We start from the raw sequence: 15,309 nt of genomic DNA, 5'->3' as shown, positions 1-15,309 counted from the left end.
GTTGCGGCCACTCTCTCAAAGAGAACGGCCAAATGCTTTCGTTTTTGGGGGAGTTGCGGTCGTGTCGGTCTGGAATCGATCGCTCCGTGTTGGCTGCCGTATCGGAGTGCGAACCACACGTCTCCGCACGCATCGGGGGCGAAGCATGGCGGATAACGCTATTGACCGGGCGGGGGGCGGCTTGAATCCTGTCACGGCCACGTTCGATCTCGTACGGCACGGGGGTTGGGATGGAAGTCGAGGTCCTGAGCGCGGGGCAAGGGGATGACGAGGAGCTGCGGGCGCTGCGCGCGTGGCTCCGGGAGGACCCCCAGCTCCGGGGAGTGGTGATCCGGCTGGTGGAGGCGGACGAACCGGAGACCATGGGGGGCGTCCTCGAGGCCGTCCACGTGATCCTCGCGGACTCCGCCGCGGTCGGTGGCTTCGCGCTCTCCCTGGCCACCTGGCTCGGGACCCGGCCGCGAGCGCGGTCCAGGACGCTGCGCGCCGCGGGCCGGGACCGGGAGCTTCCCGGAAGGGCGGATTCCGGACAGGTCCGGGCCCTGTTGGAGGAGTCCGCGGACGACAACGGCCGGCCCGGCCCGGAGGGAGACCGCCGGTGAGCTCACGACTGCCGGACCCGCAGCGTTCGCAGGCGGTGCTCGTCGGGGTGTCCCGGTACGACCACCATCCGGGCCTGGAAGCGGTGGAGGGCAACCTCAAGGCGCTGCAGCGCATTCTGGTCAGCCCCGAACACCTCGGCCTGCCGGTCCCGCACTGTCGGGTCGTCAGGGATCCCGGGAACGCGGACGAGGTGATGGCGGCGCTGGAGTCCGCCGCCGACCGGGCCACCGACACGCTCATCTTCTACTACGCGGGCCACGGCTTCGCGGACGAGGACGGGCTCTACCTCGGTCTGACCGGAACCCGCCGCAAGCCGGGCTCGGAACGGTACAACGCGGTCCACTACGAGTGGGTCCGCCGCGCGGTGCTGATGGGGGAGGCGCAGGCCGCCCGGCGCATCATCATCCTCGACTGCTGCTACAGCGGGCGGGCCGCCAGCGAACGCATGGCCACCGTGATGGGCTCCGCCAAGACCGATGTGCACGGGACGGTGGTCTGGGCGGCCACCACCCCGAGCCGGCCGCTCGCCAAGGCACCGGCGGCCGCCCGGTACACCGCATTCACGGGAGAGCTCGTCCACACCCTGGAAACGGGCATCGAGGGCGCCGCCGAACTGCTGGACATGGACACGATCTTCCAGCGGGTCAGCGGCAACCTGGTGAGCAAGGGCTTCCCGCAGCCCGACCGGCACAACCACGCACTGGGCGGTCAGGTGGCCCTCGTCCGCAACAAGGCCGGTGGAGCGGTCGGCGCCGGTGGCGCCGGTGCGGCAGGTGAGGCCGGTGCGGCCACCCCGGGCATCACCGCCGCGGGCGGCACGGAGGCCGTGGCCGCCGCTCCGGCCGGAGTCAGCGCCTCCTGGGAGCCGTTCACCTGGGGCCCGATGCGGAGCGACCTGATCATCGTCGAAGGGGACGGCGAGAGCGTCATTCCCGAGAGCTCCCTCCACGTGCGGGCCGTGGACGAGGACGTGGAACTGCCGGAGGAACTCGCCGAGTGGCGGGCGGAGATCGAGGCGGAGCAGGACGGTCTCAAGGCCGCGGGCAAGCCCTACTTCTGGAACGGGCTCAACTACGCGGTCGAGCGGATCACGATCGGCCGGGTCGCCGAGACCGAGTCCCCGGAGATCTACATCCAGTTCCAGAACTCCGACTACTACACCTTCCTGGCCACCCAGCAGCTCGACCGCCGGTTCCGGGACGGGTCCACCCCCAAGAGCCGCTACATCGACCCGCACGAGGACCCGCTCGACGTCGCGCCGTTCATGAGCTCCTCCTTCGGCACGAACGTCGCCGTGATCACCCGGGACGAGAAGCTCATCGTCTCGCGGCGCAGCCAGATGGTCGGCTCGCATCCCGGGACCTGGAACTCCTCGGCCAACGAAGCCCTGTCGAGGGTGGTCGACAACGCGGCCCGCCAGGCACCCAACATCTTCAACGTGGCGCGTCGCGGGCTCAGTGAGGAGCTGGCCCTCAGCGCGCACGAGTACCGGCTGAACATGCTGGCCTTGACCATCGACAAGAGCACTCACCAGTGGGGTGCGCTGTTCATGGCCAGGCTGCGCCAGGTGACCTCGCACGAGTTCGTCGAACGGCGGTCGCGCGGGGTGTCCGACAAGTGGGAGCACGACCGGCACGAGCTGGTGGACTTCGAGATCGAGCCGGTGGTCCGGTTCATCTTCGACCCGGAACGGGCCGGGTCGTGGTCGCCGACCGCGCCGGGACTCTTCTACCTCGCCCTGGTGAACAAGTACGGGAGGGTGGCGGTGGAGCGCGAGAGCCGTCGGCTGCTCGGGGAGGCCGGGGCGGGCTGACGGCCCGGGAGGTCAGCCGCCGGGACCGGCGGAGCCGCCCGGGCTGCCGGGGCCGGCCGCCCGGTTCAACGCGAACCACAACTCCATGCGTACGTCGGGGTCGTCCAGGTCCCGGCCGAGGAGCTCCGTGCAGCGGGCGATGCGCTGGCGGACGGTGTTCCGGTGCACGCCGAGGGCGGTCGCGGCGCGGTCCCAGCCGCCGTGGTGGGCGAGCCAGGCCCGCAGGGTCTCCCGCAGCACCAGGTCCAGCGGGGCCAGCAGGGTCCGGGCGTACGACGCCGCCTGCGCGGGCGGAACCAGGGCGGCGAGGCCGCCGGCGGTGTGCCGCAGCAGCGGCGAGCGGGCGGCCTCGGCACGGCGCAGGGCACCGGCCGCCTCGGCGTCGGCCGCGGCGAGGCCGTCGGTCCCGGCGGGGGCGCTCACCCCCAGTCGCCAGCCCGGCCGCGGCTCCGGCTCCCGGTCGGTGAGCAGCCGTACGGCCGGACCCCCGGCGTCCACCAGGACCGCGCCGAGCTCCGCCGCCAGGGCCGCGGCGGCCCCCGGCGACTGCGCGGCGTCCGTGCCGGGGAGCGCCCGCGCGTGGACCACCGTCCACGGGCCGGCGCCCAGGAGCGCGACGGCCTCGGCCCGGGGCCGGCCGAGCAGCAGCCGCAGCAGGGCGGCCGAGGACCGGGCGCCGGCGTCGGCGGACCCGTGGCGCGGCGCGGTCAGCAGGGTGAGGAGGACGGCGGCGGCTCCCGCGATGGTGTGGTCACCCGGGTCGCGGACCGGACTGGCGACCACGAGCACGGCCCGCGAACCGGTGCCGCCGGCCTGCGGCCCCAGGGCGTACGCCGCGAGGTGCCGCGGCACGGCCCCGGCCCGGCCCGTCCCGGCCGGACCCGGGCCGGCGTCGGGGGAGACGCCAGCGGGCGTGCCCGCCACTGCTCCCGTTCCGGGCGAGGTCGCAGCCGGGGTCGCGATCGCAGTTGCTCCGGCAGGCGGTGCCGCCTGCGGCAGGGTCTCGGTCGCCGTGGCCGGTCCGCCGGACGCCACCCTGCGGGCCAGGCCCGCCAGGGCGTCCACCGCGTGTTGCGGCGGGGTCGGGCCGGCGGCGGCCGTCACCGTGCCGTTCGGGGCGAGCACCGCCGCCCAGCCTCCCAGGGCGGCTGCGAGGCGGCGCAGCACCGCCTGGACCGGGTCGGGACGGGACGCGGCGGCGGCCAGGGACTGCTGGGCCTCGGCGACCCGCCGCAGGTCGCGGGTGCGGGCCTCCGCCATCAGCCGCCAGACCGCGCGGGCCACCGCGGTGAACGGGGTCGGCTGCGGCACCTCCAGCAGGGGCAGGCCGTGGCGCGCACAGGCCGCCACGAGCTCCTGCGGTACCTCGGCGTGCACCGGCGCCACACCGAACCCGAGCGCCGCCACCCCGGCGTGCACGAGCCGTGCGACGTAGGCGTCGGCGTCGGCGTCGCCGGGGACGCCCGGGGCGCGACCGTCGTCGTCACCGGGGCGCCCGGTCCCGCGCTCCGGAACCGGCCCGCCCGGCGCACCGCCCGGCGGGCCCCACCCGCCCGGTGTGCCGGAGGTGCCGGGCGGGGCCCCGCGAGTCGGAGCCGGACCGGCCAGACCGGCCCCCGCGGTCAGCAGCAGCTCGCCGCCCAGCAGGTAGGGGGACGGGTCCGCCATCTCGGAGGCGTGGACGCCGAGCAGTTCGGTGTCCGGCGAGCCGCTCAGCAGGCGCAGGCCGAGCGCCCGCTCGGTGAGCAGCGCGCCGAGGGTGATCGGCGGCGCGGCGCCCGCCGCCCCCGGCCCGGGGCGCGGGGCGGCCCGCCCGGCCGCCCGGGCGTCTTCGCCCGTGGCGCCGCCGGGATCCGGGCTCCGGCCGGCGCCGGTCAGGGACGGCATGGACGCTCCATACAGTTCGGGGTCACTCAATGGATAAAACGTACACTTCGCGGCGGGCGGTCGGCGGCCTACGCTCGAAACAGCGCCCGGCGCGCTCCCGTGCACGGCACCGTGCACGGCACCGGGCCGCAGGCGCACGGCACCGCGCACCGGGTCACCGGCGCACGGCGCCGACCGCTCCGGCACCGGCCACGGCGCCGGGCCCCAGCGACGCAGCGGCGCCACGGCGCGGCAAGCGCCGCGCCGCACCGCACACGCCAGCCACAGAAGGGCACCCCCCATGAGCACGCAGCCCCGCGGACCCGTCGACTCCTCCCGCATCCCGCGGTACGCCGGCCCGGCCACCTTCGCCCGGCTGCCCCGCCTCGACGAGGTCGGCTCCGCCGACGTCGCCGTCGTCGGCGTGCCCTTCGACTCCGGCGTGTCCTACCGCCCCGGCGCCCGCTTCGGCGGCAACGCCATCCGTGAGGCCTCCCGCCTGCTGCGCCCGTACAACCCGGCCCAGGACGCCTCCCCGTTCGCCCTCGCGCAGGTCGCCGACGCCGGCGACATCGCGGTGAACCCCTTCAACATCAACGAGGCCGTCGAGACGGTCGAGGCCGCCGCCGACGAGCTCCTCGGCAACGGCTCCCGCCTGATGACCCTCGGCGGCGACCACACCATCGCCCTCCCCCTCCTCCGGTCGGTCGCCAAGAAGCACGGCCCGGTCGCCCTGCTGCACTTCGACGCCCACCTGGACACCTGGGACACCTACTTCGGCGCCGAGTACACCCACGGCACCCCGTTCCGCCGCGCCGTCGAGGAGGGCATCCTCGACACCGAGGCCCTCTCCCACGTCGGTACCCGCGGCCCGCTGTACGGCAAGCAGGACCTCGACGACGACGCCAAGATGGGCTTCGGCATCGTGACCTCCGCCGACGTCTACCGCCGTGGCGCCGACGAGATCGCCGACCAGCTGCGCCAGCGCATCGGCGACCGCCCGCTGTACATCTCCATCGACATCGACGTGCTCGACCCGGCCCACGCGCCCGGCACGGGCACCCCGGAGGCGGGCGGCATGACCTCCCGCGAGCTGCTGGAGATCATCCGCGGTCTGTCCTCCTGCAACCTGGTCTCCGCGGATGTCGTCGAGGTCGCCCCGGCGTACGATCACGCCGAGATCACCTCGGTCGCGGCCTCGCACACCGCGTACGAGCTGACCACGATCATGAGCCGGCAGATCGCCGCCTCGAAGGGCAACTAGCCCCGCAGCAGAAGGGCGCGCAGCGCGTGACGCACGACCACGACCTGGTACTCCGTCCCACCGAAGCCCAGACGGCGGCCGCGCTCGCGCCGCCGCCGGGCCGGACCGGCGGGGACCTGGTCGTGGAGACCCTGCGCGGCCTGGGTGCCACCACGGTGTTCGGCATCCCGGGCCAGCACGCGCTGGCCGCGTTCGACGCCGTGGGCCGCTCCGACCTCCGCCTGGTCGGCCTCCGCGTGGAGAACAACGCGGGCTTCGCCGCCGACGCGTACGGCCGCCTCACCGGCGAGGCGGTCCCGCTGCTGCTCTCCACCGGGCCGGGCGCGCTGACCGCCCTGCCGGCCCTGCAGGAAGCGGCGGCCGCCTCGGCGCCCGTCCTCGCGATCTGCTCGCAGGTCCCGGGCGCGGGCCTGGGCGGCGGCCGGCGCGGCCACCTGCACGAGCTGCGCGACCAGGCCGCGTCCTTCCGGGACGTGGTCAAGTCCGTCCACACCGCCCGTACGCAGTCCCAGATCCCCTCGGCGATCGCCGAGGCCTGGGAGTCGGCGCTCACCGCCCCGCACGGCCCGGTCTGGGTGGAGATCCCCGAGGACGTCCTCCGCGCCGAAACGGTGATCCCGCAGGTCACGGGCGTGGACGCGAGCCCGCACGAGCTCGCCCCGCGCCCCGAGCTGACCGCGCTCGCCGCGCACTGGCTGCAGAACGCCTCCCGCCCCGTGATCATCGCGGGCGGCGGGGTGGTCCGGGCGGACGCGGCCGGCAAGCTCAAGCAGCTCGCGGAACGCCTGAGCGCCCCCGTGGTCACCACCTTCGGCGGCAAGGGCGCGTTCCCGTGGACGCACCCGCTCTCCCTCCAGTCCTGGCTGGAGGACCGCCACATGACGGACTTCCTGGAGGACGCGGACGTCCTCCTCGTCGTCGGCAGCGGCCTGGGCGAACTCTCCTCGAACTACCACACGTTCTTCCCGTCGGGCCGGGTCGTCCAGATCGAGGCCGACCTCGGGAAGCTGGAGTCCAACCACCCGGCGCTCGGCATCCACGCCGACGCCCGCCTGGCCCTCCAGGCCCTGCTGGAGACGGTGGACCGGCGCGAGGACCCCACGGCCCCGGACCGGGTCCGGATGGTCCTGGCCGACATCGCCGCCCGCCTGGCCGCCCAGGACCTCACCCTGGAGCAGCAGCTCCTGGCCTCGGTCCGCAAGGCCCTCCCGGCCCGCTCCCCGTCCTTCTGGGACATGACGATCCTGTCGTACTGGGCCTGGTCCGCCTTCGACCCGAAGCACCCCAACACCATGCACTCGGCGCAGGGCGCCGGCGGCCTCGGCTACGCCTTCCCGGCCGCCCTCGGCGCCTGCGTCGCGGAACCGGGCACCCCGGTCCTGGCCGTCTCGGGCGACGGCGGCGCCATGTACTCGATCGCCGAACTCGCCACGGCTGTCCAGCACGACCTGGACGTCACCTGGCTCATCGTGGACGACGGCGGCTACGGCATCCTGCGCGAGTACATGACCGACGCCTACGGCAACGCCACCGCCACGGACCTCAGCCGCCCGGACTTCACCGCCCTGGCGGCCTCCTTCGGCGTCCCGGCGGTCACGACCACCCCGGCCTCGCTCCAGGACGACCTGGCCAAGGCCCTCGCCACCCCCGGCCCCTCCGTGGTCCTCCTCCCCGCAACCTTGAGGATGTTCGCCCCCACCCACCTCGGATAGCGGACAGAAACTGACCTCTACGGGTGCGACCGTGGCCGGAGAGCCACGCCGTGCGGCCTGCCGGAGCCTTCCGAAGCGGTCATCGCGGGGGCCGGGAGCTCGGCCCAAACGGTCTTCCCGATCCCGTTCATCCGCGGGCACTGCCCCCACCGCATTGCGAGCGCCTCCACGAGCGCTCCACGCCCACGTCCTTCGTCCCCGGTCACGGCCTCCGGCTTGAGCGGTACACGGGCTCCGGCGTCTGCCACTTCCACCCGCAGCACACTGCCGTACCTCGCGATCCGGATGCCGATGTCCCGCCCGCGCGGGGCCCGGGCGTGCTGCAAGGCGTTGGTGGCCAGCTCCGAGAGCAGGAGTTCGGCAGTACCGACGGTCTCGCCCTCGACGGCCCATTCGGCCAACTGCTTCCGGAGCAGGGCGCGGGCGCGCGCGGGAGTGCGGGGGCTGCGCGGCAAAATCCAGAACACCTCGGTGGTCGAGGGCGTCGTCATACGGCATCACCTCTCTAGAGATGTGCAGAGTGAAGCGCGGTGCGGCGATCCGGGTCAAGAGTTCTCTAGAGATGAGCGGAGGTGATGCCCGCTGCCCGAGCGGCTACCGATTTCGCGCCTAGGATGTCTAGAGATGATCAGGAGGACGCATGCCGAGTGACGGCGCCAAGCGGCAGCCCAAGTACCAGCGGATCGCCGACGAGCTGAAGGCCGCCATCGAGGCAGGCGAGTACGGGCCCGGGGACCGTCTTCCGGGCGAGAACGACATCATGAGCGCGCAGGGTGTCGCCCGGATGACCGCACGGCAGGCGCTCGGAGTGCTCCAGGCCGAAGGGATTGCCGAGGCGCGCAAGGGCGCCGGTGTCTTCGTGCGGGAGTTCCGGCTCATCCGGCGGCGCGGCATCCAGCGGCTGGCCGCCGATCGCTGGGGCGCCGGACTGTCCATCTGGGCCGCGGACACCGAGGACCGGGACCCCGTCGTGGAGTTCCTCTCCGTCGCGGAGGAGGGTGCGCCGGACGCAGTCGCTGCCGTCCTCGGGCTCCGCGACGGCGGGCTCGCGACTGTGCGCCGTCGTCGTTTCGTGCTCGACGGCCGGCCCGTCATGGTCGCGACCTCGTACCTCGACGCATCTCTCACGGCGGGCACCGCGATCGCCGAACCGGACGCCGGCCCCGGCGGGATCTACGCGCGGCTCGCGGAGCTCGGTCACAAGCCCGTCCGGTTTCGTGAGGAGGTCCGCTCCCGGATGCCCGCCCCGGCCGAGACCGAGCAGTTGCGGCTGTCCGCAGGGACGCCGGTCGTGCTGATCTGCCGTACCGCCTTTGCCGCCGACGGGCGGGTCGTCGAGGTCAACGAGATGGTCCTCGACTCCGCTTCCTACGTCCTCGAGTACGACTTCGACGCGTCGTAGCGGCCGGACGGGCGGCGCCCGACCCGGATCGCCCCGTCCGAAAGTTTTTTCCTCGGGCTGTCACACACGTGCCTCCCCGCGGTTCAGAGCAGTGAACGGGCCGGAGCGCAGCGCACCGGCTCGCACCGCAACCGCAACCGCACCGAGGAGCGAGCGTCATGTCCACCACTTACGTCGTCGTCACCGTTCTGGCCGCCCTGATGGCCGGGTTCTCGGGAGCCTCGATCTTCTTCAAGGCCAAGTTCACCGTGGAGCCGCTGGCCGAGTACGGGGTGCCGCAGGGCCTGTGGAACTACCTGGGGGCGGCGAAGGCCGCCGGAGCGGCGGGGCTGCTCGTGGGGCTGTTCGTGCCGGTGATCGGGATGCTGGCCGGGATCGGGCTGGTGCTGTACTTCACCGGTGCCGTGATCACCGTGGCCCGGGCGAAGGCCTACGCCCACATCGTCTTCCCGGTGATCTACGCCGCCCCGGCCGCCGCCGCCCTCATCCTGGCCGCCTGATCGTGATCCGCGGGGCCGCGTCCTGGAGCCCGCCTCGACGGACCGTCGAGGCGGGCCGCCACGGCCGGACGAGTCCGGCTCGTCCGGCCCGGCGTACACCCGTTCAATTGTTGCTGCGGGATGAAATCCGCCGGTCGTCGCGTTGGTGCCTTCCGGCAGGACAGGACGAACGGGGAGGCTTCACGTGGCGGCGGGAGAGACAGCCGGGGCGGGGCAGAAGGAAAAGCAGGGGCAGAAGCAGGGGCAGAAGCAGGGGGAGCCGGAGCAGCGGGGCTGGGCCAGGCGGCTCGCCGCGTACACCTGGCGGTACAAGGCGAACGTCCTGCTCGCGCTCGGGTCCTCGCTGGGCGGCATGGCCGTCATGGCGCTGGTGCCACTGGTCACCAAGGTGATCATCGACGACGTCATCGGGGAGCAGAGCAAGCCCATGGGCCCCTGGGCCGGGCTGCTCATAGGCGCCGCCATAGCCGTGTACGTGCTGACGTACATACGCCGCTACTACGGCGGCCGGCTCGCCCTCGACGTACAGCACGACCTGCGCACCGAGATGTACGACACCATCGCCCGGCTGGACGGGCGGAGGCAGGACGAGCTGTCCACCGGGCAGGTCGTCGGGCGCGCGACGAGCGACCTGCAGCTGATCCAGGGCCTGCTCTTCATGCTGCCGATGACCATCGGCAACTTCCTCCTCTTCGGCATATCCCTGGCCGTCATGCTGTGGCTCTCGCCGCTGCTGACCCTCGTCGCCCTGCTCATGGCCCCCGCCCTCTGGTTCATCGCCAAGCGCAGCCGGAAGAAGCTGTTCCCGGCCACCTGGTACGCCCAGGGCCAGGCCGCCGCCGTGGCCACCGTCGTGGACGGCGCCGTGACCGGCGTCCGCGTGGTCAAGGGCTTCGGGCAGGAGGAGCAGGAGACCGGAAAGCTCCGCGAGGCCGGCCGCCGGCTGTTCGCCGGACGGCTCCGCACCATCCGCATGAACTCCCGCTACACCCCCGCCCTGCAGGCCGTCCCCGCCCTCGCCCAGGTCGCCATGCTCGCCCTCGGCGGCTGGATGGCCACCAACGGCCGGGTCACCCTCGGCACCTTCGTCGCCTTCTCCACCTACCTGGCCCAGCTGGTCGGCCCCGTCCGCATGCTCGCCATGGTGCTCACCGTCGGCCAGCAGGCCCGCGCGGGCGTGGAGCGGGTCCTCGAACTCATCGACACCCGCCCGGTGATCGAGGACGGCACCACGGAACTGCCCGCGGACGCCACCGCCACCGTCGAGTTCGAGGACGTGTCCTTCGGCTACGACCCGGAGAGGCCCGTCCTGGACGGGCTCAGCCTGCGCGTCGCGCCCGGGGAGACCCTCGCCGTGGTCGGTGCCTCCGGCAGCGGCAAGTCCACCCTCTCCCTGCTCCTGCCCCGCTTCTACGACGCCGACCGCGGCACCGTCCGCATCGGCGGCCACGACGTCCGCGAGCTGACCTTCGGCTCCCTGCGCGCCGCCATCGGACTGGTGCCCGAGGATTCGTTCCTGTTCTCCGACTCGGTACGGTCCAACATCGCCTACGGGCACCCCGGGGCCACCGACGAGGAGATCCGCTCCGCCGCCCGCGCCGCCCAGGCCGAGGGCTTCATCGAGGCCCTGCCCGCCGGCTATGACACCAAGGTCGGCGAGCACGGGCTCACGCTGTCCGGCGGCCAGCGGCAGCGCATCGCCCTCGCCCGGGCCATCCTGACCGACCCCCGGCTGCTGCTCCTGGACGACGCCACCTCCGCCGTCGACGCCCGCATCGAGCACGAGATCCACGAGGCCCTGCGGTCGGTGATGGCGGGCCGCACGACCCTGCTCATCGCGCACCGCCGCTCCACCCTGGCCCTCGCCGACCGGATCGCCGTACTCGAACACGGCCGGCTCGCCGCCCTCGGCACCTACGCGGAGCTGGAGCGGGACTCCGCCCTGTTCCGCCGGCTGCTGACCGACCCCGACGCGCTCGCCGCCGGATCGCCCCGGCTCCCCGGCACCGAATCCGCGGCCGACACCGGGGTCCTCGCCGACCTCGAACGGGACCTGGAGATCGAGGCGGAGATCGACTCCGAGCCGGTCAGCGCCAAGCGCCGGGCCGTCGACGGGATCACCCCCGAGCTGTGGAAGCGCCGCGAGGAGGAGGCGGAGCAGGACGCCGAGCGGGGTGCCGTCACCGCCCCCGCCGCCGGGACCGGCGCCCCGCACAGCATGGCCGGCGCCGTCGCCGGCATGCCGGCGACCCCCGAACTCCTCGCGCAGGTGGCCGCGCTGCCGCCCGCCGACGACACCCCCGGCATCGACGAGGACCGCGCGGCCGCAGCCGAGGAGAGCTACGGCCTGCGCCGCCTGCTCCACGGCTTCTGGGCCCCGCTCGCGGTCAGCCTCGCCCTGGTCGCCGTAGACGCGGGCGCCGGCCTGCTGCTGCCGGTCCTGATCCGGCACGGCATCGACGACGGCGTGGAGCGGCTCGCCCTCGGCGCCGTCTGGGCGGCCTCCGCGGTGGCCCTGCTCGTCGTCCTCGGCCAGTGGGCCGCGCAGGTCGCCGAGACCCGGATGACCGGCCGCACCGGCGAACGCGTGCTCTACTCGCTCCGCGTCAAGATCTTCGCCCAGCTCCAGCGCCTCGGCCTGGACTACTACGAGCGCGAGCTCACCGGCCGGATCATGACCCGGATGACCACGGACGTGGACGCCCTGTCCACCTTCCTGCAGACCGGGCTGGTCACCGCCGTGGTCTCGGTCTTCACCTTCTTCGGGATCCTCGTCGCCCTACTGGTGCTCGACGTCGAACTGGCCCTGATCGTCTTCGCCACCCTGCCGCTGCTCGTCATCGGCACGATCTACTTCCGTCGGAAGTCCGTGAAGGCATACGAACTGGCCCGCGACCGGGTCAGCGTGGTCAACGCGGACCTCCAGGAGTCCGTCGCCGGCCTGCGGATCGTCCAGGCCTTCCGCCGTGAGCGCTCCGGGGCCGCCCGGTTCGCCGAGCGCAGCGACTCCTACCGCGAGGCCCGGGTCCGCGGCCAGTGGCTGATCTCCGTCTACTTCCCGTTCGTCCAGCTGCTGTCCTCGGTCGCCGCGGCCGCCGTGCTGGTCGTCGGCGCCGGCCGGGTCGAGGCCGGCACCCTGACCACCGGCGCGCTGGTCGCGTACCTGCTCTACATCGACCTGTTCTTCGCCCCGGTCCAGCAGCTCTCCCAGGTCTTCGACGGGTACCAGCAGGCCACCGTGTCGCTGGGCCGGATCCAGGACCTGCTGCGCGAGCCCACCACCACGCCGCGCGCGGCGGCTCCGCGCGAGGTGAAGGAGCTCCGCGGGGACATCGCCTTCGAGGGCGTCCGCTTCCAGTACGGGACCGCCGAGGAGCGCGGCGAGAAGGGCGACGCGCTGGCCGGGATAGACCTGCGGATACCCGCCGGGCAGACCGTCGCCTTCGTGGGCGAGACCGGCGCCGGGAAGTCCACCCTGGTCAAGCTGGTGGCCCGGTTCTACGACCCCACCGCCGGCCGGGTCACCGCCGACGGCACCGACCTGCGCGAGCTCGACCTCACCGGCTACCGCCACCGGCTGGGCGTGGTCCCCCAGGAGTCGTACCTCTTCCCGGGGACGGTCCGGGACGCCATCGCCTACGGCCGGCCGGACGCGAGCGACGCCGAGGTGGAGGCGGCGGCCCGCGCCGTCGGCGCGCACGGCATGATCGCCACCCTCGACGGCGGCTACCTGCACCCGGTGGCCGAGCGCGGCCGCAACCTGTCCGCCGGGCAGCGCCAGCTGATCGCCCTGGCCCGGGCCGAACTCGTGGACCCGGACGTGCTGCTGCTCGACGAGGCCACGGCCGCCCTGGACCTGGCGAGCGAGGCGCTCGTCAACCAGGCCACCGACCGCCTGGCGGGCCGCCGCACCACCCTGGTGGTGGCGCACCGGCTCACCACCGCGGCCCGGGCGGACCGGGTCGTGGTCATGGACCGCGGCCGGATCGCCGAGGTCGGCACGCATGCCGAACTCCTCGCCCGGGGCGGCCGGTACGCCGAACTCTGGCGCACCTTCATCGGAGAGGACGAGCGGGCCGCCGCCTGACCCGGCCCCCCGGGTCCGGGGGTCGGCACCCACCCGGAGCCGGCCCGGGGCCGTCCGGAACCAACTCGGTCGGCCGTGCGTCGTACGTGCGTACGTGTGTCGTGCGTACGACCGACTGGGGGAAGCGTGTTCCATGCGTGGGGCAGGGCGGGGCGCCTGACCAAGGCCCTCGGTGTGTGCGCGGCCGGGCTGGGCCTGGCCGTCGGAGGGCTGCTCGCCGCCGCGCCCGCGCAGGCGGCCCAGGCGCCCGAGGCCGCGGCCGGCGGCTGCGCCGGACGGCTGGTGCGGACGCTGCCGTTCTCCACCGGTGAGGTCCGCGTGTTCAAGTCGCGCACCCATGTCTGCGCCGTGACCCTGCCCTACCGCCCGGGCGCGCGGCAGTACATGTCCGTCAGCGTCCAGCCGCGCGGCGGCGTACCGGTCCGCGACGGCGGCCGCTTCACCCGCTTCGCCGGACCGGTGACGGTCTACGCGGTGAGCCGCTGCGTGTTCGTCCGCGGCGAAGTCGGCGCCGGTTCGGTGTCATCCGGCTGGATCCTCTGCTGATGCGTCCCAACCAGGTCTGTTCACAGGCCCGTTGACCCCGTAGGTTCACGGCGACCGCAGTGAACCCATGGGGAGGATGAATGCGCAAGGCGCTCCGATGCCTGCTGCCGCTCGTGGTGCTGACCGGCACCCTGGGCGCGGCCGGAACGACGGCTCAGGCGGCCACCGCCGCCGAGCCCGCCGCCGGCCCGGACATCAAGGACAGGATCCTCGCCATACCGGGGATGAGCCTCATAGAGGAGAAGCCGTACACGGGTTACCGCTTCTTCGTCCTCAACTTCGAGCAGCCGGTGGACCACCGGAAGCCGTGGCAGGGCACCTTCAAGCAGCGCATCACGCTGCTGCACAAGGACACCGACCGCCCGACGGTCTTCTTCACCTCGGGCTACAACGTGAACACCAACCCGCGCCGCAGCGAGCCGACGACCATCATCGACGGCAACCAGGTGTCGATGGAGTACCGGTTCTTCACGCCCTCCCGGCCCGACCCGGCCAACTGGTCGAACCTGAACATCAAGCAGGCGGCCGACGACCAGCACCGCATCCACCAGGCGCTGAAGAAGATCTACGACAAGAAGTGGATCGCCACCGGCGGCAGCAAGGGCGGCATGACCGCCACGTACTACGAGCGCTTCCACCCGAACGACATGGACGGCGTCGTCGCCTACGTCGCGCCCAACGACGTGGTGAACAACGAGGACTCGGCCTACGACCGGTTCTTCGCCAAGGTCGGCACCAAGGAGTGCCGCGACAAGCTGAACAACGTCCAGCGCGAGGCGCTGCTGCGCCGCGGGCCGCTGGAGGCCAAGTACGCCGCGGCCGCCGCCGAGAACGGCTGGACCTTCAAGACCGTCGGCGACCTGGACCGGGCGTACGAGGCCGTGGTCCTCGACTACGCGTGGGCGTTCTGGCAGTACAGCCTGCTCTCCGACTGCGGGAGCATCCCGGTCGCGGCCACCGCCTCCGACCAGGAGATCTGGGACACCGTCGACGGCATCTCCGGCTTCTCGGCATACAGCGACCAGGGCCTGGAGACGTACACCCCGTACTACTACCAGGCGGGCACCCAGCTCGGCTCGCCGGACATCAGGCAGCCGCACCTCAAGGGCCTGACCCGCTACGGCTACCAGCCGCCGCGGAACTTCGTGCCCCGCGACATCCCCATGACCTTCCAGCCGAACGCGATGCGGGACGTGGACACCTGGGTCCGGAACAACGCCGAGCGGATGCTCTTCGTCTACGGGCAGAACGACCCGTGGGGTGCCGAACCGTTCCGCCTGGGCTACGGGACGCATGACTCGTACGTGATGACCGCGCCCGGCGCGAACCACGGTGCCAACGTCGCCAAGCTCCAGGAGGGCGAGAAGGCGCTCGCCACCGCGCGGATCCTGGAGTGGGCCGGGGTCGCCCCGGCCGCCGTCCAGGCCGACCCGGCCAAGGCGAGGCCGCTGGCCAAGGCCGACCTGAAGCTGGACCGGCGGGACACGGAGCGCGAGCCGCAGCTCCGCCGGTAACA

At 73.2% G+C, this 15,309-nt stretch carries 11 protein-coding genes; 9 read left to right on the top strand and 2 right to left on the bottom strand.

The features are described from left to right. Positions 1-230: 230 nt before the first annotated feature. Both AC067U_RS23470 and AC067U_RS23465 read left to right on the top strand, forming a co-directional pair. Complete coding sequence (locus tag AC067U_RS23470; protein ID WP_478831708.1) at positions 231-602, top strand: effector-associated constant component EACC1; 372 nt, start codon at positions 231-233, stop codon at positions 600-602. After that, complete coding sequence (locus AC067U_RS23465; protein WP_478831707.1) at positions 599-2,416, top strand: caspase family protein; 1,818 nt, start codon at positions 599-601, stop codon at positions 2,414-2,416. Before AC067U_RS23470 ends, AC067U_RS23465 begins: the two co-directional genes overlap by 4 nt. Positions 2,417-2,428: 12 nt before the next feature. Here the strand turns inward: AC067U_RS23465 and AC067U_RS23460 are convergent, their stop codons facing one another. Continuing rightward, on the bottom strand, positions 2,429-4,303 hold the full coding sequence (locus tag AC067U_RS23460; protein ID WP_478831706.1) for a helix-turn-helix domain-containing protein: 1,875 nt from the start codon (positions 4,301-4,303) through the stop codon (positions 2,429-2,431). A gap of 280 nt (positions 4,304-4,583) precedes the next feature. On the opposite strand from AC067U_RS23460, the gene speB reads away from it, so the two are divergent. Together speB and AC067U_RS23450 are read left to right on the top strand one after the other, a co-directional pair. Next, the gene (gene speB / locus AC067U_RS23455) at positions 4,584-5,546 is read left to right on the top strand and encodes an agmatinase (protein WP_478831705.1); all 963 of its coding nucleotides are present in this window, start codon (positions 4,584-4,586) and stop codon (positions 5,544-5,546) included. Positions 5,547-5,572: 26 nt separating this feature from the next. Beyond that, positions 5,573-7,258: a thiamine pyrophosphate-binding protein gene (locus tag AC067U_RS23450; RefSeq protein WP_478831704.1), complete on the top strand. Its 1,686-nt coding sequence runs from the start codon at positions 5,573-5,575 to the stop codon at positions 7,256-7,258. A gap of 17 nt (positions 7,259-7,275) precedes the next feature. Here the strand turns inward: AC067U_RS23450 and AC067U_RS23445 are convergent, their stop codons facing one another. Further along, positions 7,276-7,749, bottom strand: coding sequence for an ATP-binding protein (locus AC067U_RS23445; RefSeq protein ID WP_478831703.1), 474 nt, complete (start codon positions 7,747-7,749; stop codon positions 7,276-7,278). Positions 7,750-7,898: 149 nt separating this feature from the next. Here AC067U_RS23445 and AC067U_RS23440 point away from each other — a divergent pair, with 149 nt between their 5' ends. The 5 genes from AC067U_RS23440 (at position 7,899) to AC067U_RS23420 (ending at position 15,307) form a co-directional block, all read left to right on the top strand. Beyond that, entirely contained in the window at positions 7,899-8,660 is a 762-nt protein-coding gene (locus AC067U_RS23440) for a GntR family transcriptional regulator (protein ID WP_478831702.1), read from the top strand. A gap of 158 nt (positions 8,661-8,818) precedes the next feature. Then, positions 8,819-9,160 (top strand): DoxX family protein, encoded by a 342-nt coding sequence (locus tag AC067U_RS23435; protein WP_478831701.1) that lies wholly within the window; start codon positions 8,819-8,821, stop codon positions 9,158-9,160. A gap of 184 nt (positions 9,161-9,344) precedes the next feature. Further along, positions 9,345-13,247 carry an ABC transporter ATP-binding protein gene (locus tag AC067U_RS23430; RefSeq protein WP_478831700.1) on the top strand — a complete coding sequence of 1,301 codons (3,903 nt, stop codon included), beginning with the start codon at positions 9,345-9,347 and terminating at the stop codon, positions 13,245-13,247. 126 nt (positions 13,248-13,373) lie between these two features. Beyond that, on the top strand, positions 13,374-13,793 hold the full coding sequence (locus AC067U_RS23425) for a hypothetical protein (protein ID WP_478831699.1): 420 nt from the start codon (positions 13,374-13,376) through the stop codon (positions 13,791-13,793). Positions 13,794-13,873: 80 nt separating this feature from the next. Then, positions 13,874-15,307 (top strand): S28 family serine protease, encoded by a 1,434-nt coding sequence (locus tag AC067U_RS23420; protein WP_478831698.1) that lies wholly within the window; start codon positions 13,874-13,876, stop codon positions 15,305-15,307. Positions 15,308-15,309 lie beyond the last annotated feature (2 nt).

Source organism: Streptomyces sp. NPDC043853, from assembly GCF_056436025.1.
The sequence above is the reverse complement of the archived record's forward strand: the minus strand, read 5'-3'. Positions and strand labels throughout refer to the sequence as shown.

Bases quoted from the DNA above. Each gene is read 5' to 3' on its own strand.
- AC067U_RS23445 (WP_478831703.1), bottom strand. From the start codon at position 7,749: ATGACGACGCCCTCGACCACCGAGGTGTTCTGGATTTTGCCGCGCAGC.
- AC067U_RS23420 (WP_478831698.1), top strand. From the start codon at position 13,874: ATGCGCAAGGCGCTCCGATGCCTGCTGCCGCTCGTGGTGCTGACCGGC.
- AC067U_RS23470 (WP_478831708.1), top strand. From the start codon at position 231: ATGGAAGTCGAGGTCCTGAGCGCGGGGCAAGGGGATGACGAGGAGCTG.
- speB (WP_478831705.1), top strand. From the start codon at position 4,584: ATGAGCACGCAGCCCCGCGGACCCGTCGACTCCTCCCGCATCCCGCGG.
- AC067U_RS23440 (WP_478831702.1), top strand. From the start codon at position 7,899: ATGCCGAGTGACGGCGCCAAGCGGCAGCCCAAGTACCAGCGGATCGCC.
- AC067U_RS23460 (WP_478831706.1), bottom strand. From the start codon at position 4,303: ATGCCGTCCCTGACCGGCGCCGGCCGGAGCCCGGATCCCGGCGGCGCC.
- AC067U_RS23435 (WP_478831701.1), top strand. From the start codon at position 8,819: ATGTCCACCACTTACGTCGTCGTCACCGTTCTGGCCGCCCTGATGGCC.